This window comes from Planctomicrobium stercoris (genome assembly GCF_051465655.1).
In the GTDB taxonomy this organism is placed as follows: domain Bacteria; phylum Planctomycetota; class Planctomycetia; order Planctomycetales; family Planctomycetaceae; genus Planctomicrobium.
Genome location: NZ_CP195791.1, coordinates 2,213,657 through 2,229,874 on the forward strand (window position 1 = coordinate 2,213,657; position 16,218 = coordinate 2,229,874).

The 16,218-nt window shown below is 55.9% G+C and carries 18 protein-coding genes and 1 tRNA gene; 10 read left to right on the plus strand and 9 right to left on the minus strand.

From position 1 onward, the window contains the following. Positions 1 to 51 precede the first annotated feature (51 nt). Positions 52 to 546 (minus strand): hypothetical protein, encoded by a 495-nt coding sequence (locus tag SH661x_RS09205; RefSeq protein WP_437230212.1) that lies wholly within the window; start codon positions 544 to 546, stop codon positions 52 to 54. 1,069 nt (positions 547 to 1,615) lie between these two features. On the opposite strand from SH661x_RS09205, the gene SH661x_RS09210 reads away from it, so the two are divergent. After that, a complete protein-coding gene (locus SH661x_RS09210; protein ID WP_437230214.1) occupies positions 1,616 to 2,116 on the plus strand; it encodes an RNA polymerase sigma factor in 501 nt (166 codons plus the stop codon). 35 nt (positions 2,117 to 2,151) lie between these two features. Here the strand turns inward: SH661x_RS09210 and SH661x_RS09215 are convergent, their stop codons facing one another. Genes SH661x_RS09215 through SH661x_RS09225 form a run of 3 tightly spaced genes read right to left on the minus strand, consistent with a single transcriptional unit; the run spans position 2,152 to position 3,769 of the window. Next, a complete protein-coding gene (locus SH661x_RS09215; protein ID WP_437230216.1) occupies positions 2,152 to 2,508 on the minus strand; it encodes a DUF4120 family protein in 357 nt (118 codons plus the stop codon). Beyond that, positions 2,505 to 3,500, minus strand: coding sequence for a tyrosine-type recombinase/integrase (locus tag SH661x_RS09220; protein ID WP_437230218.1), 996 nt, complete (start codon positions 3,498 to 3,500; stop codon positions 2,505 to 2,507). Before SH661x_RS09220 ends, SH661x_RS09215 begins: the two co-directional genes overlap by 4 nt. Then, positions 3,500 to 3,769: a hypothetical protein gene (locus SH661x_RS09225; RefSeq protein ID WP_437230220.1), complete on the minus strand. Its 270-nt coding sequence runs from the start codon at positions 3,767 to 3,769 to the stop codon at positions 3,500 to 3,502. Before SH661x_RS09225 ends, SH661x_RS09220 begins: the two co-directional genes overlap by 1 nt. Positions 3,770 to 3,905: 136 nt before the next feature. Between SH661x_RS09225 and SH661x_RS09230 the strand changes: the two genes are divergently transcribed. Further along, positions 3,906 to 3,978: transfer RNA gene (locus SH661x_RS09230), tRNA-Gly, on the plus strand. A gap of 358 nt (positions 3,979 to 4,336) precedes the next feature. Continuing rightward, the gene (locus SH661x_RS09235) at positions 4,337 to 4,624 is read left to right on the plus strand and encodes a helix-turn-helix domain-containing protein (protein ID WP_437230222.1); all 288 of its coding nucleotides are present in this window, start codon (positions 4,337 to 4,339) and stop codon (positions 4,622 to 4,624) included. A 13-nt stretch (positions 4,625 to 4,637) separates the two neighbouring features. On the opposite strand, the gene SH661x_RS09240 is transcribed toward SH661x_RS09235, so the two are convergent. After that, on the minus strand, positions 4,638 to 5,120 hold the full coding sequence (locus tag SH661x_RS09240; protein WP_437230224.1) for a thermonuclease family protein: 483 nt from the start codon (positions 5,118 to 5,120) through the stop codon (positions 4,638 to 4,640). Between the two features lie 29 nt (positions 5,121 to 5,149). Between SH661x_RS09240 and SH661x_RS09245 the strand changes: the two genes are divergently transcribed. Both SH661x_RS09245 and SH661x_RS09250 read left to right on the plus strand, forming a co-directional pair. Continuing rightward, entirely contained in the window at positions 5,150 to 5,611 is a 462-nt protein-coding gene (locus SH661x_RS09245; RefSeq protein WP_437230226.1) for a hypothetical protein, read from the plus strand. Between the two features lie 181 nt (positions 5,612 to 5,792). Continuing rightward, positions 5,793 to 5,996, plus strand: coding sequence for a hypothetical protein (locus SH661x_RS09250; protein ID WP_437230228.1), 204 nt, complete (start codon positions 5,793 to 5,795; stop codon positions 5,994 to 5,996). 31 nt (positions 5,997 to 6,027) lie between these two features. Here the strand turns inward: SH661x_RS09250 and SH661x_RS09255 are convergent, their stop codons facing one another. Further along, entirely contained in the window at positions 6,028 to 6,477 is a 450-nt protein-coding gene (locus SH661x_RS09255; protein WP_437230230.1) for a hypothetical protein, read from the minus strand. Positions 6,478 to 7,168: 691 nt separating this feature from the next. Here SH661x_RS09255 and trhA point away from each other — a divergent pair. Then, positions 7,169 to 7,822: a PAQR family membrane homeostasis protein TrhA gene (trhA, locus tag SH661x_RS09260; protein ID WP_437230232.1), complete on the plus strand. Its 654-nt coding sequence runs from the start codon at positions 7,169 to 7,171 to the stop codon at positions 7,820 to 7,822. Positions 7,823 to 8,110: 288 nt separating this feature from the next. Continuing rightward, on the plus strand, positions 8,111 to 8,521 hold the full coding sequence (locus SH661x_RS09265; protein ID WP_437230234.1) for a response regulator: 411 nt from the start codon (positions 8,111 to 8,113) through the stop codon (positions 8,519 to 8,521). A 76-nt stretch (positions 8,522 to 8,597) separates the two neighbouring features. Here the strand turns inward: SH661x_RS09265 and trpA are convergent, their stop codons facing one another. Together trpA and trpB are read right to left on the minus strand one after the other, a co-directional pair. Beyond that, a complete protein-coding gene (gene trpA, locus SH661x_RS09270; RefSeq protein WP_437230236.1) occupies positions 8,598 to 9,422 on the minus strand; it encodes a tryptophan synthase subunit alpha in 825 nt (274 codons plus the stop codon). Positions 9,423 to 9,581: 159 nt separating this feature from the next. After that, entirely contained in the window at positions 9,582 to 10,787 is a 1,206-nt protein-coding gene (gene trpB / locus SH661x_RS09275; protein ID WP_437230238.1) for a tryptophan synthase subunit beta, read from the minus strand. Positions 10,788 to 11,183: 396 nt separating this feature from the next. Between trpB and SH661x_RS09280 the strand changes: the two genes are divergently transcribed. Then, positions 11,184 to 12,377: a Gfo/Idh/MocA family protein gene (locus SH661x_RS09280; RefSeq protein ID WP_437230240.1), complete on the plus strand. Its 1,194-nt coding sequence runs from the start codon at positions 11,184 to 11,186 to the stop codon at positions 12,375 to 12,377. A 651-nt stretch (positions 12,378 to 13,028) separates the two neighbouring features. On the opposite strand, the gene SH661x_RS09285 is transcribed toward SH661x_RS09280, so the two are convergent. After that, positions 13,029 to 14,243 (minus strand): ISL3 family transposase, encoded by a 1,215-nt coding sequence (locus SH661x_RS09285; protein ID WP_437221971.1) that lies wholly within the window; start codon positions 14,241 to 14,243, stop codon positions 13,029 to 13,031. A gap of 632 nt (positions 14,244 to 14,875) precedes the next feature. Between SH661x_RS09285 and SH661x_RS09290 the strand changes: the two genes are divergently transcribed. Together SH661x_RS09290 and SH661x_RS09295 are read left to right on the plus strand one after the other, a co-directional pair. Further along, complete coding sequence (locus tag SH661x_RS09290; protein WP_437230242.1) at positions 14,876 to 15,445, plus strand: cysteine hydrolase family protein; 570 nt, start codon at positions 14,876 to 14,878, stop codon at positions 15,443 to 15,445. A 248-nt stretch (positions 15,446 to 15,693) separates the two neighbouring features. Continuing rightward, positions 15,694 to 16,218 carry a hypothetical protein gene (locus SH661x_RS09295; RefSeq protein WP_437230244.1) on the plus strand — a complete coding sequence of 175 codons (525 nt, stop codon included), beginning with the start codon at positions 15,694 to 15,696 and terminating at the stop codon, positions 16,216 to 16,218.

The window sequence follows — 16,218 nt, forward strand, 5'->3', positions numbered from 1 at the left end:
TTGATCCATGAGGTCGATGTGACGATGAAGGACGAATATGAGATGTGGCAACTACACCCGAACACGTTTCTTTCGCTTCGGGCTAGTCGCCTTCTCCCACTCGATATCAGTGATTCGCTCGCAGCCAGTCCCTTTGGACCCTTCTGACAGTGCGAGGTAGACTCCGTTCTTTTGAATCGAGATTCCCGGTGAGTAAACTCTGCCATCGCTTTGGAACATTTCCATTCCGACCAGCTTGGCGATGTCGCCTACTGCCGTGCTGTTGAGTTCCCGCATTCGGTTGTCGATTTCGGTACGGGCGCGAGGCCGCCAGCAGCCGGGATGGGATTTCAACTTGCAAAACAACTGCGGATCAGGGTCTTGGGCGAATCGAAATCCGGCGACCCACCAGCGTCCCCAGCATTCGCCGATGATGATTTCTTTGGGATCGGCCCCAATCTCTTTTGCCAAAGCGTGCCCACGTTTCTTGATGTCCGCGAGCCCCTTCATCATCTCTTTGATCTTGACTTCCGTCTCGGCATTTGCCTTGAAGTAACAGGTTTTCATTTCGCCTTTCCACATTTACAGGAGTTCCAAGACCAAATCTCGCCGCACCTGGGACATCGAATCGTCATGTCTTCCCTTACTCTGGTATGAAGCTGGCGAATGACCCGCCGGCCGCCTTGTGTGCTCGCAGTTTTGCTGCGAGTCCTCGTCCACGATCGCTGAGCTTCAATTTCTTCCCGGGCTCCACCCCGGCTGGACCACATGTGAGCAGATCAGCCTGCGCGAAATCCTGAATACAGTTCCAATCATCGTGGCCAGGAACGAATCGACCGTCTCGTAAAATCGAACCTGCCCCTGACTCCATCGCGATCCCGACAGAACCCCTCCGTCCCTTGCGGGGCATGATGCGAAAGTGTCGCCGGCTCTGTCGCATTCGTGGGTCGAAAACGACGTCGAATGTCGTGTTCTCCACCTCGACGCTCTCAAAGTACGCGAGGGTGGACCAATGGTCCTTACCCCAATCTTCCATCGGGATGTAATACCCCCTGAGTTCCTCGGCTGCTGTTCTCTCAGTCATTCATACCCTTCAAGTACGAGAAGAATTGATCTCACCACCCACTCCGCATATGGCCAGCAATGAACCAGCAGGAACCAGACCAGAAGGATTCCGGCAATTGCCCGAAATGTGGTCATACACGTGCCCAGATAATCTCGCTTGCGAGCGCTTTATCCGCATTCACGCCGATTGAGCCGTCACAAGTGAAATAACCGTTAGTTCGATTTCCACTAATCAGTTCAGCAGGCAGAAAAACAGTTCCCACCACTTACACAAAATGGCACTATCCCTTACGTCCGCGATATTTCTTGTGCGGTCGTGTCACTCGACGCATGTACTACAGGCCAACTCGGTCGAAATCTCAGATAAACGCGCACATTTTGGGATTTGGGCAATCCCCACAACCGGTGTGATCGCCACTGCCAGAATACAGAGCCCTGTCAACATTTCAGGTTTGGCTCAACTTTCCTGAGATTTCAAGAAAAACGACCTGTAGTATTCGTGGGCGTGCAGCAATGCACATGATGAGTCCTCCAAGATGGAGAGCATCTAAGAAAGACAGACGAACTGCTCATGGAAGCTCTTGCCACTGACGGCAGTCACTCGACATTCGCTACCATCTTCAAGCGACACTTCCCTCGGGTAACACGCTACATGAAACGATATGCGTGCGGCGCATACTCCCACCTTTATGAGGATATGACGCAAGAGGTGTTCATCAGGCTTATGGAAAAACGGGCGACGTATAAGGTGGGGGAGAAGTTTCTTCCCTGGTTTTATACATTGATGTCGTCCGTCGCACTGAATTGCATTGATGGAGAGAGGCGATTTCAGTCCGGTCGTGAGAGCGATGATTCCTTGTTGGCCTGTGCGGGCGAAATGCCTGAATTGTCTGAGGACTTGAAAGAGGGACTTCGCAAGCTCGATCCTCAAACACGGACCCTTGTCGAACGCGCCTTTTATGACCGCGTCCCGCTGATTGAGCTAGCTGCGGAGGCTGGAGTGAACTACAAGACGTTCCACCGAAAGTTCTCGGCCGTTCTCGTTGGTCTGCGAGAAAAGATCAGCGCATAAAAGCGCCCAAGGTAACCCTTGGGCTGGTAGAACGATCAGGTGTGAATCTGCCACCCCTGCTTGTGGACCAGGGAGACTGAGTACGTCGGGGCCTGCCCAGTGCCGAATCCGTCGTGCGGTCCATGATAGATCAGGCCACCTACGAACCATTGTTTCCAGTCTTCGCAGGCTCTTCGGCAATCGATCACAAATCCAAAGGACAGCGGGGCGAAATCTGGATAGAGTCGGCAGCGTGTGTCGTCGCCGTTTTCTCGGTCATAGAGGCATCCTGGCCGATTGGCGTAGGTCTCCAGGTAATCGAGGTTGCGAAGCAGATCGTCGAGCAATCCGGCCCGGTTTGCAAACTCATGAACCTCCCTCCAACGTTCTTCACAGTGGGAATAGTCGATCATGCCTGCTTCCTTTCCGCAGCCTGTATGGCGGCTTTCTTCATGTGATCCTGACGCATCCTGATCTTGTTGTAGACCTCCTGGATCATCTTTAGTGACGTGTGGCCCATCAGGCTTGCGACGGTGATGGGATCAACCCCATTGATGAGGGCATCAGTGCAATACGCATGGCGGAAGAAATAAGAGGAGACCGGGAACCCCAGCTTCTCGGAAAGCCGGCTGAAGCGGTTGTTGAGCGCATCTTTGGTCCACTTTCTCCCAGCAAGGTTCCGGAAGATTGGTCCGGTCGGATTCTTCAACACCAACCTTTGCACAATCGCCAGCGCTGTTGGCGTCAGGACGATCACCCGAGCGTGCCTCTTCCCCTTCGACTCTTCCCGGGGGAAGACGATCGTCTGGCCAAGCCGGTCGAAGTGTCGCGCTTCGATGTTCCTGCCTTCCTGTGGCCGACACCCCGTTTCGCGAAGGATGGACACGAAATCCTTGAACTGATGATCGGATATCGCCCCCATGATCTTCTCGAACTGTTCAGGGGTAATGTAGCACTCCCTGGCGGTGGCCGCCGGTCGTTCAACTCGCTCAAGTGGATTGACCCTGATGACTCCCAGTTTCTTTGCCCAATTGAACGGGCGAACGGCTGCCCGCACGGCACCATTCCCAGTGCTGCCGGTCCAGCCGTGCTTGTCCAGCCAGCGGGCAACGTGGTAGGGCTTCAGGTCTCGGAGGCTGAGCCCCTTGACGTGGCTGGAGAACGACTTCAGCCAGTACGAGTAGTTCTTAAACGTCGAGGCAGCTTGATGAGCCTCGGACCAATCGAGGTATTGGTCGATGATTTCGGTCGCCTTGACGTCATCAGCCGCCTCGATCTGCCCGGCCATTCGCTGGTGGTATTTTTTGAAGGCCGCCTCCCGATCAGAACCCAGCTTGATCTGGCTGCCAGAGTCGTCCTTGACGTACCATGCCTTGCGGGCTTTCCAGTAGAACGGTTTTTTCATCAGTAGTCCTCCGGAAGCAGTACAGTGGTGGCGGATCGGTCGGCTTCCGTGATGACCCAGATTTTCGTACCATCGGCGGTGTGGTAGACGCTGAAGATTCGGTCGCCGTCCAAGACGGCGGCGTCGTTGGCAGCGGCGTCTTCCAGGCAGCAATCGCCCCAGTCTCCCCGAGCGTGTCGGGCGAGGAATGGGATCGCTGTCTGCTTCGACGCCTCAAGGGCTTTGAGGGCTGCCGGCGTAGCGAGCGTTTGACCAAGCGGAAATTTCATTCAGTGTCTCCCATGCGTACTACAGGTCGAGAAGCCGCGAATCTCACGGAACTTCTCAAAACGGTGTCAGAAACGGTGTCAAATCGGACCGTTTCGCATGGACGACACTAAGCAAGTCGTTTAGAATTCAGCACTTGCGGGTGTAGCTCAGTTGGCAGAGCGTCAGCTTCCCAAGCTGAAGGCCGTGGGTTCGAATCCCATCACCCGCTTTAAAGATGTAACACCAACCTAAAAAACAACTTACGTTCGAATAAAAACAGAAAACACGGGGTTTTCGATGAGCAATCTCGACTCTGAAGCCACTGGTTTCTTCGTCAAGCCCTCTTTCGTCTTCAATGTCGGAGACGAAATCGAGCGAATCAAACACACCAAAACTCTGACGACAGTCGGGAAAGGTGACTCCCGTGTTCGCCCTGAACCGCTCCTTCAGGCCCCGAAGAGACTGCGAAGGAAAACAACGTGAGTCACGCTGGGTCCGAGTTCTGAATGACAGACAATTACTAGATCGAATAAATCCTGTCAAGCAGGCAATTGACAAATCTATCAGATCAAGTAAAGAATTAGGGGATGATCGAAATGACTGATGTCGACGCACGGCACCACATCTCTACAAACATTGCACGCTTGCTTGCTGCAAGGTCGATGAAGCCGCTTCATCTCGCAGAGGCGGTGAAGGAAAGCTCTACGCAGAATACGATCTACCGGATCGTTCGTGGCGACACCTGCGGGACCGTTCCGATTCTTGCTGCCATTGCTGAGGAGCTGGGGGTCACGATTGACTACCTGATTACGGATCCCGAGGAGCACGCGAAGAAGCACCGGACTGTCCGAAAGCACGTCGCGCATTCTGCGTGACACAATTTCATTATCACTTCCGCTTCCGGTACTCCCAAGGCGGAACCGCTGCGGGATCGGCCCACAAGCCCCGCCCCGCTTCCTTCGCTTCCGCCTGGGCGACTGCAAACGCTTCTTCGGCATTGAACTGCGTGTAGTGCCACGCCATGCCATCCCTGATCATCTGCAGGTTGACGTCAGTTTCGCCGACAAAGATCTTGCCGATCGTTCTGCCGTAGCGGTCCGTGCCTGTCACTCGCAACTCGATCTCCTTGTCAAAGATCAAATCTGACAGGTGCTGCTTCGCCTTCGTCCCGAACGCCTGCTTCGACTCCGGCGCATCGATACCCTCAAGGCGGACTTTGACCTCTTCAGTGCCGATCAGGATCCGCACGGTGTCGCCGTCCGTAACCCCAACGACTTTCCCGGTCTCAACCCGCTGGACGACTGGCACTCTGCCCGCGTGACAGAGGCTCACAATGGACAGCGTAAAAGCGACCAGATACGCTTTTTGCATTGGTTTTCCAACTCCAGAAAGGGCCAGCAATGTCACAGGTTGCATTTGCATGTTCGTGCGGAAAGCAGGTCAAAGGCAAGCCTGGGGATATTGTGACGTGCCCGTATTGCTTTGAAAACGTCGGTGTACCTGACGTGCAGGCTCAAAAGCAAATCGAGAAAGAGGCGGCACGTCTCAAGAACTTGCAGGAGATTCGTGAAGCTCAGATGGCAGCGTACGAGGCGATGCCGCCCGGCCCGCCAATTGTTCCACCGAGTCTAGCGCCACGTTTTAGGCGACTCTGGATTGTCGCGAATGCCGCTCAAATATTGACAGCGATCTCTTCGGTATTGCTGGTGGCGTCCTCGCTGGTGGCGTCCGTCGACGAAGGCGCCGCAAAAGGGCTCAGTGCGTATTTATTCACTTCAGCTGCTGCCTGCCTGCCCACGTTTGTAGCCTTCGGCGTCGCCAAGGCGATCGCAGAAATCGCGAACAGCGCTGCGAAAGACTGAGTTTATTATTTTTAGTAAATTTCAGCCTCAGTCGTATTGACGAGACTTATTTGTTCTAATAAATTCCCCTCATCGGTTCGCGTGTGCGACTGATGAGGGGTTGCCCGAACCCGACCTCTTGCAAATCTTACCAAGAGTCACCGGGCACCCCCTTTCCTTCTCTTCTGGGAAAGGGCTTTCGATGCTGGATCTCGCCTCACCTGCACTGGTCCGAAGTGACCTTGCCTCATGGCTTCTCGACGCTGCCTGGGAGATCAAGGACGCGTTTTCCGTCGAAGAGTTCTTTCCTGTCGGCGGAGCCGGAGAATGGGAAATGCACCTCTGCACACCCAAGGGAGCCGTCAAGCTGCTCCTGCTCGCAACGACGAGATTGGCGAAGGCGTAGACGAGTTGCCAGCGTCTTGGCTGGTGCAGGCTCAACAGCAGATGGCAGTCTGCGAGCTGTCTGCCGTCGTGTTTGCAGTGATCATCCTTCCGGATGCTGTTCGCACCTGGATTACCGCTGGTTTCGGCAGCGCGTGCAGCATGTTTACCATCTCGTTCGAGAGGCGAAACACCTGATCCTCTTTGTCCTTTTGGATCGTGTGCGGAACAATCAACACGTGTCCGTGAAGGTCTGACCTCTTCAGCTGCAGGACTGCCGATATCCGAAGGCCCGTCAAGTAAATCAGCATAATGAGCGACTGCCAGCACGCAGGCGAGAAGTCCGGGCAGGTGGAGTTCTTCGCGGTCTCCAACATCACCCCGATTTCCTTTGTGGACCAGGCAATGGGTTGGTGAACAGACTTCCGGACCTTCTGGATTTCCGCTTCGTAAAACTTGTGGCGAGTGAGTCGCTTCCGGAATGCGAGTTTCCAGATAGACATGAAGTGGACTTTTCGCCGGTGCCTCGTGTCTCCCGATCTCCCTTGATCCTTTAGCCACCGTAGATGCGAGTTGATCAAATCCTCGCTCATCTCTGACACGAGGACCGGGCGCCCGAGTTGCTTCTCGACCTGACGGACCGCACTCACCACCTGCCCAAGCGACTTTAGACCGCACTCTGGGTGATGCGCGGAATACACCTGCTTTACAAAATCTGTCAGCGTCACGAACGGCCCCCCTGCCATTAACAGCAGTGAAGTCTGTCACAAAAAAACGATTTCGCGTGTCCGTCGCTGCCATTTCGCACCATTGGCGTGTTGAGTCCGGGGCCAAATTTCCGGCAATCAATTCAATCCGTCAAGGTGTCACAATCGACATAAAGCATTCTGTGAACGGGGTTTACAAACGCGGCCGTTAGCTTCCCAAGCTGAAGGCCGTGGGTTCGAATCCCATCACCCGCTCTGGAGTCCGGGCGTTTCACGCGAACGTCCGGACTTTTTTCTTGTCCCCTTCCCGTTGTGGGTTTTGCTGCGACAATGCAATGAGCACCGAAATCGTAACCAGCGACGTGTCAACGGATTATTTTTGTACGGATACGCGATGTCATCCCCCCGGACAACGGAACTGTCTTCACCCCTGAGGGACAGGCACTCGGTCAGGACTGCCCGGCTTCAGTCGGCGTTGGATCGTGCGGTGCGTCCCCGGGACGAAGTGGCAAATTTTGTGACCCACCTGCTGGGGTTTCTTCTGAGTCTGGCGGGCGCCTTCGTTTTGATGGAACTGACGTGGCGAACGGGAGACCGCTGGGCACTGCTGGGGTGCGGTGCGTACTCACTCTCGCTCGTCTGTCTTTACGGTGCTTCGGCTCTGTCCCATGCGTTCTACGATCTGCATCGGCGTCTGTTTTACCGCAAGGTCGACCAGGTGTGCATTTTCTACCTCATTGCCGGGTCATACACCCCGTTTGGAACGATCTACCTGCGGCATAGCGGGTGGCCGATTTTGACGATTTCGATGTGGGTGCTGGCGACGATTGGTGCTGCCATCGTCTGGTATCGGGGGTTCCTCTCTCCGGGGGCTCAGAAGATCTATCTGCTGTTGGGCTGGCTGCCGGCGATCTCGCTGGTTTCTATTGTCAACGTGGCTCCTCCGGAGGTGGTGTTCTGGATCGTGCTGGGGGGCTTGTTCTATACCGTAGGGACGCTGTTCCTGTGGTATGACAATCGGGTGATTTACTTCCATGCCTTGTGGCATACGTTTGTGATTGCCGGAAGTACATGTCAGTTCATCTCGATTCTGCTGCTGGTGTCGACGCAGTTTCCAGCGGCAGCAGCAAGCATCAACTAACTTGAATCTGTCGTGTCTTTTCAGGCGATTTCCACCCGCATTTTCAGGCGGGATGACTTCATGTTTCTGTCTGAAGAAGTCTGTTGTAACTCTTTTGTAAGGAATATCTTAAAAATAATTCCTCGACTTCATCTTTACAAAAACAGGTCGCGCGGGAGAATGACCCAAACACACTGAGTTGATGACCGTCCTGGATCATCCTGCCAGCAGGATTCTCTCCTGTCTCAGGCATTTCACCACTCAATCCCAGATTTTGCGGGTCGATCGAAACACTCGAAGGAACGGATCATGGAGTTGACCCGACTGGATGGGCTCAATGTTCTCTTTGTGGATGACCGAAGGGATGCACGCTTTGTTGTCGATCACATCCTTCGAGACGCAGGCGCCGAGGTCACCCTTCTTGAAAACGGGCAGGAAGCGGTGGAACTGGTCAACTGCCCGCCGCAACTTGTCAGCTCGTTCGATGTCATGGTGATCGACGTCAATATGCCGGTCCTGGACGGACTTTCTGCCACACGCTGCATTCGCAGGCAGGGGCACCGCATGCCCATCATCGCCCTGACAGCGGGAGCGATGGAAGAAGATCGACGTGAGTGTCTGGCGGCCGGCTGTGACGAGTATCTCAGCAAGCCGATCGATGGTGAGCGACTGGTGGAAATGGTTCATCAGCTCGTGCACGCGGAACGGACTGCGAACTAAAATCAGCCTCGTGTCGGAACGAACACACGCCCCTCTCGAAACGATCCCCCTCAGCAACGAAGCCGTGAGATCGCGATCAGGCAGGCGAACCGCTGCGGGTGGCGGCCACCATCTGGCCGGCGAATGTCGAAAGGTCGTTCAGAGGACTTGCTGATCCCGGCTCCTGCGTCGCCAGCTTTTCGAGGTAGCGCACCACAGCGGAACCGACGATGACACCTTGAGCCAGACCTCGCAGCGGCTCGACGTGCTCTGGCTTGCTGATCCCGAATCCGACCGCCAGCGGCAGATCAGTTTCCTGTCGCAGCCATTCCAGCTGGGTGAGCAATGCGTCGGAAACGTTCGCCCGTTCCCCGGTGGTCCCGGCCACTGCCACGATATAGACGAAGCCGGAGCAGACGCTGAGGATCTGTTTGACGCGTTCGCGCGGCGTGGTCGGAGCGATCAGCTGAATGAGGTCGAGTCCGGCTTTGCTGGTCGCTTCAAAGAGTTCACGGGCCTCAGCACCCGGCAGATCCGGGACGATCAGTCCGCTGATACCCGCTTCGACGCAGCGCTGCAGGAATTTTTCGACACCCGTACGGAAGATGATGGCGTAGGAGACCATCGCGACCAGCGGAGGACCGTTCTCGGACTTCAGTTCACCCAGTGCAGTAAAGATCTGACTGACGGTGACATGCTTGTTCAATGCCCGCGAGTAGCTGGCCTGGATGACCGGGCCGTCAGCAATGGGATCGCTGTAGGGGAACCCGATTTCAATCAGATCGACCCCTGCTTTCCCCAGATCACGAATGACCTGTTGCGTCGTCGACAGGTCGGGGTCGCCGGCAGTCAGGAACGGCATGAACGCCATATTTCCCTGAGACTGCAGCTGAGCAAATGTTTGCGCGATACGGGATGACACTGATACTTCTCCAAATTGGCTCAACGACGACACGTCGACGGATTGCGGCCCGTGGTAATCGGTTTCATCTAAATATGTAGTGAAATGGCGAGCCCGAGGTGTCAGCCTCCGGATTCTCGACGAAACAGGACTGACATCCCCCTGCTCGCCAACAGGACTTCAGATTTCCAGTCCCAGAATGCGTGCCACCTCGTTCACGTCCTTGTCGCCTCGTCCCGACAGGCAGACCACGACGACTTCATCCTTTGAACGAGCGCGGGCGGACTTCACCCCTTGAGCGATGGCATGGGAACTTTCCACCGCCGGAAGAATTCCTTCCAGTCTCGCGACCTTCTGGAAGATCTCCAGGGCCTCTTCATCACCGGCGGTGACGTAATTGACCCGGCCGGAATCTTTCCAGTAGCTGTGCTCGGGACCGACTCCCGGGTAGTCCAGACCTGCCGAGATGGAATGCACATCCATCGTCTGGCCGTCTTCATCCTGCAGGACATAGCTGTAGCTGCCGTGCAGCACCCCTTTGACGCCGTAGGTGAGAGAGCTGGCGTGCTGGCCGGGGGCTGAACCTCGTCCGCCAGCTTCGACACCGGTCAATGCGACGTTGTAGTCCTCGACGAATGGATAGAACATTCCGGCTGCGTTGGAGCCTCCTCCGACGCAGGCGACCACTTCATCCGGGAGCCGTCCGAGTGTGGCCAGAGACTGTGCCCGGGTTTCCCGGCCGATCACCGACTGGAAGTCTCGCACGATCATCGGAAACGGATGAGGACCGACGACGGACCCGAGGATGTAATGCGTGTTCTCGACGCTCGCCATCCAGTCCCGCATCGCTTCATTAATCGCATCGCGGAGGGTTCTGGATCCGGATGTGACGGAGCGGACTTCGGCCCCCATGCTCCGCATCAGAAACACGTTCAGCCGCTGGCGACGGATATCCTCTTCACCCATGTAGACGACACAGTCGAGTCCGAAACGGGCACACGCTGTCGCGGTGGCAACCCCGTGCTGACCTGCCCCGGTCTCCGCGATCACACGTTTCTTTCCCATCCGCAGCGTGAGCAGCGCCTGTCCGATGGTGTTGTTGATCTTGTGGGCGCCGGTGTGATTGAGATCTTCGCGTTTGAAATAGATCTTCGCTCCGCCGCAGTGCTCGGTCAGTCGTTCCGCGAAGTACAGCGGGCTGGGGCGACCCACGTAGGTCTGCAGAAGATGTTCAAGCTGGGAGGAAAAATCGGGATCGAGACGGGCGCGGGCGTATTCCGCCGACAGCTCATCCAGTGCCTGCATCAGTGTTTCCGGCACGTAACGACGACCAAACTCGCCGAATCGCCCTGCTGCGTCCGGAACACTCTTGTTTGCGACTGACATGCCTGAACACCTTCGATCAATGCGAATTCCAAGGAAGCTTCGAGAGTATTCGTGTGGCGCTCAGGCGTCAATAAACTCTGCGGATTGAGGATGGTTTTTGCGTTTCAGGGGGGGGCGAGCGAGGAGTCTGGAGACGAGAGTCCAGAGCTGCAAGGTTGACGACCGGAGAGGAGGGGTGACTTTGGAACTGGAAGGTTGGGGGGATGCCCACACTCGGAGAGTGCGGGCTACGTACCTCGCACTCTCCGAGTGCGAGAATTCGCATCCCGTCGCAGTCACGCTTTCCGATCCGTTGCGGGCGAATATCCCGGCGACTATTCTCCAAGGTCGCTGAAAAGTCGAGTCGCAGCAACCTGGCCTCACTCTCCCTGGATCTTGAAGAGGAAGCGAATTCAAATGGATCACGTCAACGGCAAGCTCAATCGCAAGTTGAAGATGGGACTGGTGGGAGGCGGACAGGGCTCGTTTATCGGCCGTGTTCATAACATTGCTGCGATCCTGGATAACCGGGCTGAGCTGGTCGCCGGTGCCCTTTCGTCGACCCCAGAGAGATCCAAGGCGTCCGCTCCGTTTTACGACATCAAGCCGGAGCGGGCTTACGGTTCCTACGAAGAGATGCTGACTCAGGAACTCCAGCGGCCAGAAGGGGATCGCATCGACTTCATCACGGTGGCGACCCCCAATCACATGCACTTCCCCGTCGCCAAGGCAGCGATCGAGAAAGGGATTAACGTCATGTGCGATAAGCCGGTGACGTTCAATCTTCAGGAAGCTGAAGAACTTGCGAAGCTGATTGAAAAACACAAAGTCGTCTTTGCCGTCACACACAACTACACCGGATATCCGCTGGTGCGTCAGGCTCGTGAGATGATCCTCTCGGGTGAGCTTGGCGAAATTCAGGCGATCCGCAGCAGCTACATTCAGGGATGGCTGCGGTCACGTCTGGAGAATGAAGATCAGAAACAGGCCGGCTGGCGTACGGATCCATCCAAGTCCGGAGCTGCGGGAGCCTTTGGAGACATCGCGACCCACGCCTATAACCTCGGACGTTACATGACCGGGCTCTTGCCGGCGGAAGTCTCCTGCACGCTGAAGATCTTCGAACCGGGCCGCCGTCTCGACGACTACGGCCATGCCGTCATCAAGTATGACAACGGGGGACTCGGCACGGTGACCGCCAGCCAGATTTCACACGGTCGCGAAAACGATCTTTCGATTGAAATCGACGGGACGAAGGCGGCCATCTCCTGGAGACAGGAAGAGCCCAATCACATGTACGTCCGTCGCAACGGCGCCCCCTGGCAGGTGTACACGCGGAATTCGGCGGGTGTCAGTCCGCTGGCAGCTGCATCATCGAGACTTCCTCCCGGACATCCGGAAGCGTTCTTCGAGGCGTTCGCCAACGTCTACCGCTTTGCGTATGACGACATGATCAAGCGGGCCAACGGCGAAAGCTTCGAAATGCGGGATACCATTTATCCCAACATTTACGACGGGGTGGATGGAATGAACTTCATCCAGCAGTGCGTTGCCAGCAGCCGCGAGAATGGAAGCTGGCTGCCGATGTCTCACGAAGCCTGCCGTCGCTGAGGGACCACAGACCCGGTGAGTTATCAGGATCAAAAAAGAGGGTGCCACGGCTCTGTGAGCCGTGTGAGCGTCGTCGGACGCGTGCGTATTTCCCCCATTAACGCCACTGGGTGGCTGGGGCGAGTACAGATCCGCCAATTGAGAGGCGAGTCTCGATGAAGTCGAAATCTATGTAAAGGGCAAGCGAAACGGCTCCAGCTCCTTCGAGTGGCTATCAGGCACAGGCGAAGTTCTGGGGCTGTCGAGTCTTCTCCGATGGAAGAGTTGTACCGCGCCCCAGCCACCCTGCCGCTTCACTTAATCCCGCCTATAGCGACAGCAAATTATATCACCTCATCACTTAGGCGTTCGATTAGATCTGAATCACAAAATAGACCTTCGTAAGAATGCGACATCAGCTGGCGAATCTCCACCGGAAGATCGCTCAGCACCAATGGGCGACATGGAGATGCCACGCGAAAATAACCCGTGGGGCGATAAGAGGCTGTAAATGAATTAAATGAATATAATCCCCTCGTAGACATAAGCATGTAGTCTCGTAAGTATAACAATTTCTGAGATTCGCTTTTAAACTTCACGTAACGTTCTATGCCTGGCGACAAGACACTTTCACAGTAAATGTGGTTCATCCGGGAGATAGGGGTGTTGTCGTTAACCGACGATCTCGAAGCGGGTGGTATGCAGGGACAGGATGCGGAGCTGGAACAGTTCCAGGTTGCGGTAGCCATAGGCTCGCCGCTGCAGCAGCTTGATCTTGTTGTTCACCCCTTCCAGCGGACCGGTCGAAATCGGGTGATGATACCAGGCCAACAGCCCACTGCGGTGTCCCTGTAACGTCCGGGCGAACTGCTGCAGGATGCGAATGCCCGAGGTCTGGGCTCGCCTGCACCAGTCTTCCAGGAACTCCATTGCATCACCCCAGGTCTCCTGCTCCCAGAACATCCGCAGCTCATCCTTCAAGTAGTAGGCAATCGCCAGCGGTTGGTTGAGCTGCAAGGCTTCCTTCAGCCGAAGGTGCTCTCCTTTTGAATGATCCAGGCTCTCCGGGTTCTTCAAGAGCAGCCAGCGGGTCCCTTTGAGCACCTGTCTTCCCAATGGGCCTTCCGCTTCATGAAACAGCTCCCGACGCAGTTGCGTCAGCTTCTCATTCAGCAGCTTCATGATGTGAAATCGATCAAACACCAAAGACGCATCTGGCAGGTTCTCCAGCACCGCACTGATGTACGCGGGCGACATGTCGGTGGCCACCGCCTGCACCTGGGCACGAGAGGATGTCAGCCGTTTCCAGAATGGCTTGAGAGCATCAGCTCCTTTTCCCTTGCCGACGAAAACCACCGCTCCACTCTCCAGGTCCAGCACCAGCGTGATGAAGCGGTGCTTCTTTCCGACATGGATTTCATCAATGGCAATTCGCTTGAGGTGCTTGAGCCTCGGTTTGGAGAAGTGCTTTCGTAGTCGCTGCTTTTGAATGTCGTTGGCCAGGTCCCAGGAGATCCCCAGATGTCGACCAACATCCTGCGGCGTCATGAACGTGAGCAGTTCCATGACGTATCGCTGAAAGCTTCGGGTGTGACGCCGCTTGACCTGAGCGAACGTGACTTCCACCCGTCGTCTGAGCGAACAGCGTTGGCACTGCACCTTGGGAACATCCATTTCAATGAAGACCGGCCTCAGACCGATGGAGACGGTCCTCCACATGCGCGGAAACCGCTCGATGACGTGGACACGCCCGTGCCCGCAGGCCGGGCATCGCAGCTTCTCCCGGGGGAGTTCGATGCTCACGATCATCTCCCCCTGCTCAAACCGTGTGGACAAATATCGATAGCCCCGCACGCCGAGTGCGTGGTACAACAGACAACTGGACATGCTGAGTTCTTCCTTCAGGAATTGCGTAAGACACAACCCCTGATCAGACCAGCATGTCCAACTTTTTCAACCAAACACCCCTATCTGCCGGATGAACCGTAAATGTGATCCCGTGATCTAAAGTACGAATTAATACGCCCCTGCTTCACAATAGAAATTGTCGCCGGTATAAACCCCCTTGCTCCCGATGTAAAATGTGCCATCTGGCCGCTGTTGTCAAATGCGAACCAGTCGACATCATTGCACTGCACATAATCATCAATGTCTTCCGGCTCTTGGTTGGATTTGATGTTCATTCTGATTCAATCTCAGTTGGTTGGAATTATTTTGGAAAAAATTCCCCTACAGTTGTTGCAATTGTCCACTTTCTGACAGGTTCGTGGTAGGACTGGATCAGTAAATCGACTGGGTGGCTGGGGCGAGTACAGATCCGCCAATTGAGAGGCGAGTCTCGACGAAGTCAAAATCTATGCAAAAGGTCAGCGAAACGGCTCCAGCTCCTTCGAGTGGTTATCAGGCACAGGCGAAGTTCTGGGGCTGTCGAGTCTTCTCCGATGGAAGAGTTGTACCGCGCCCCAGCCACCCTGTCGTCTGGCAGAACGAGGGGATTTTTGTGTTAAGGTTGATGTGCCATGCCGGAGAAAGAATCGCACCACACCGCCCTGTTGATCATCGATGTCATCAACGATCTGGATTTTCCGGAAGGGCCGGAGCTGCTGAAGTTCGCGCGGCCGATGGCGGACCGGATTCTTGAGCTGAAGAAGCGTGCGAAGCAGGCCGGGATTCCCGTGATCTACGTCAACGACAACTTTGGCCGTTGGCGGTCTGACTTCCGTGCGCAGATCGAGCATTGCCTGAAACCTCAGAGCCGGGGCCGGGAGATCGTCGAGTTACTCACCCCGGAAGAAGATGATTATTTCGTTCTCAAGCCTCGTCATTCCGGCTTCTATTCAACGACGCTCGAACCGCTGCTGCACGATCTGAAATGCCAGAAGCTGATCATGACCGGCGTGGCGACCAACATGTGCGTCTTCTTCACTGCCAACGACGCCTATATGCGGGACTTTACCGTGGTCGTCCCCTCAGACTGCTCGGCGGCCAACACTCTGGCGGATCATGAGTATGCCCTGCAGCAGATGGAGTTCGCGCTCAAGGCGGATATCCGGCCTGCGGAACAGCTGGAACTGGAGTCCAGAAGCTGAGACGCGTCCCCCCCGCCCAGTCTGATCGGTCCGCCACCATCCCATTCGTTTTCGAACGTCTTCGGACAAATTTCTCGAAAAAATGGAATCAACTGAACTGGGGCTGTCACCGCAGATTAGAGTCCGCGACGGCGGATGATGACCGGGAAAATGCCAGCACGATCAGGAGTCGGCACAGTCCTCGCAGAAGACATTTTCGAAGATCGAACATCTGGTTCGATGGAAATCTGTTTAATTGGAGGTCAAACATGGCGACTCGTCGTGAAGTGCGTAAGAACGAAACTCCTGCCGAAGCAGCGAACGCGGATCCCATTACGAATGAGCCGGGTGCTCACCCGGTCAGTGTCGGCGTGGGAACAGCCCTGGGTGGCGCCGCTGCCGGTGCTCTGGGAGGGGCCGTAGCAGGACCAGTGGGCGCTGTCGTCGGTGCCGTGGCTGGCGGGATCGCAGGCGGATTGGGTGGCAAGGCTGCCGGGGAACAGATTGATCCGACGGTGGAAACCAACTACTGGAAGACCCAGTATCCGACCCGAGACTATTACAACGAGAAGATTGACTATCAGGCGGTGGAACCGGCCTACCGTTACGGCTGGGAATCCCGCTCAGCCTACGAGGGCAAAACGTTTGAGCAGGCGGAGAAGGATCTGGAAGCCCACTGGCAGGAGCGACGTGGCGGTTCGAAACTGGTCTGGTCACAGGCTCGGCCAGCGACCCGCGATGCCTGGCAGCGGATTGATAACGCGTTCGGCAAGTCCCCCAGCCCGCTGGGGTAA

Coding starts and splice junctions, on each gene's coding strand:
- SH661x_RS09240 (WP_437230224.1), bottom strand. CDS start 5,120: ATGCAAAAAGCGTATCTGGTCGCTTTTACGCTGTCCATTGTGAGCCTC.
- SH661x_RS09295 (WP_437230244.1), top strand. CDS start 15,694: ATGGCGACTCGTCGTGAAGTGCGTAAGAACGAAACTCCTGCCGAAGCA.
- SH661x_RS09285 (WP_437221971.1), bottom strand. CDS start 14,243: ATGTCCAGTTGTCTGTTGTACCACGCACTCGGCGTGCGGGGCTATCGA.
- SH661x_RS09255 (WP_437230230.1), bottom strand. CDS start 6,477: ATGTCTATCTGGAAACTCGCATTCCGGAAGCGACTCACTCGCCACAAG.
- SH661x_RS09250 (WP_437230228.1), top strand. CDS start 5,793: ATGCTGGATCTCGCCTCACCTGCACTGGTCCGAAGTGACCTTGCCTCA.
- SH661x_RS09280 (WP_437230240.1), top strand. CDS start 11,184: ATGGATCACGTCAACGGCAAGCTCAATCGCAAGTTGAAGATGGGACTG.
- SH661x_RS09235 (WP_437230222.1), top strand. CDS start 4,337: ATGATCGAAATGACTGATGTCGACGCACGGCACCACATCTCTACAAAC.
- SH661x_RS09220 (WP_437230218.1), bottom strand. CDS start 3,500: ATGAAAAAACCGTTCTACTGGAAAGCCCGCAAGGCATGGTACGTCAAG.
- SH661x_RS09205 (WP_437230212.1), bottom strand. CDS start 546: ATGAAAACCTGTTACTTCAAGGCAAATGCCGAGACGGAAGTCAAGATC.
- SH661x_RS09215 (WP_437230216.1), bottom strand. CDS start 2,508: ATGATCGACTATTCCCACTGTGAAGAACGTTGGAGGGAGGTTCATGAG.
- SH661x_RS09290 (WP_437230242.1), top strand. CDS start 14,876: ATGCCGGAGAAAGAATCGCACCACACCGCCCTGTTGATCATCGATGTC.
- SH661x_RS09245 (WP_437230226.1), top strand. CDS start 5,150: ATGTCACAGGTTGCATTTGCATGTTCGTGCGGAAAGCAGGTCAAAGGC.
- SH661x_RS09265 (WP_437230234.1), top strand. CDS start 8,111: ATGGAGTTGACCCGACTGGATGGGCTCAATGTTCTCTTTGTGGATGAC.
- SH661x_RS09210 (WP_437230214.1), top strand. CDS start 1,616: ATGGAAGCTCTTGCCACTGACGGCAGTCACTCGACATTCGCTACCATC.
- SH661x_RS09225 (WP_437230220.1), bottom strand. CDS start 3,769: ATGAAATTTCCGCTTGGTCAAACGCTCGCTACGCCGGCAGCCCTCAAA.
- trpB (WP_437230238.1), bottom strand. CDS start 10,787: ATGTCAGTCGCAAACAAGAGTGTTCCGGACGCAGCAGGGCGATTCGGC.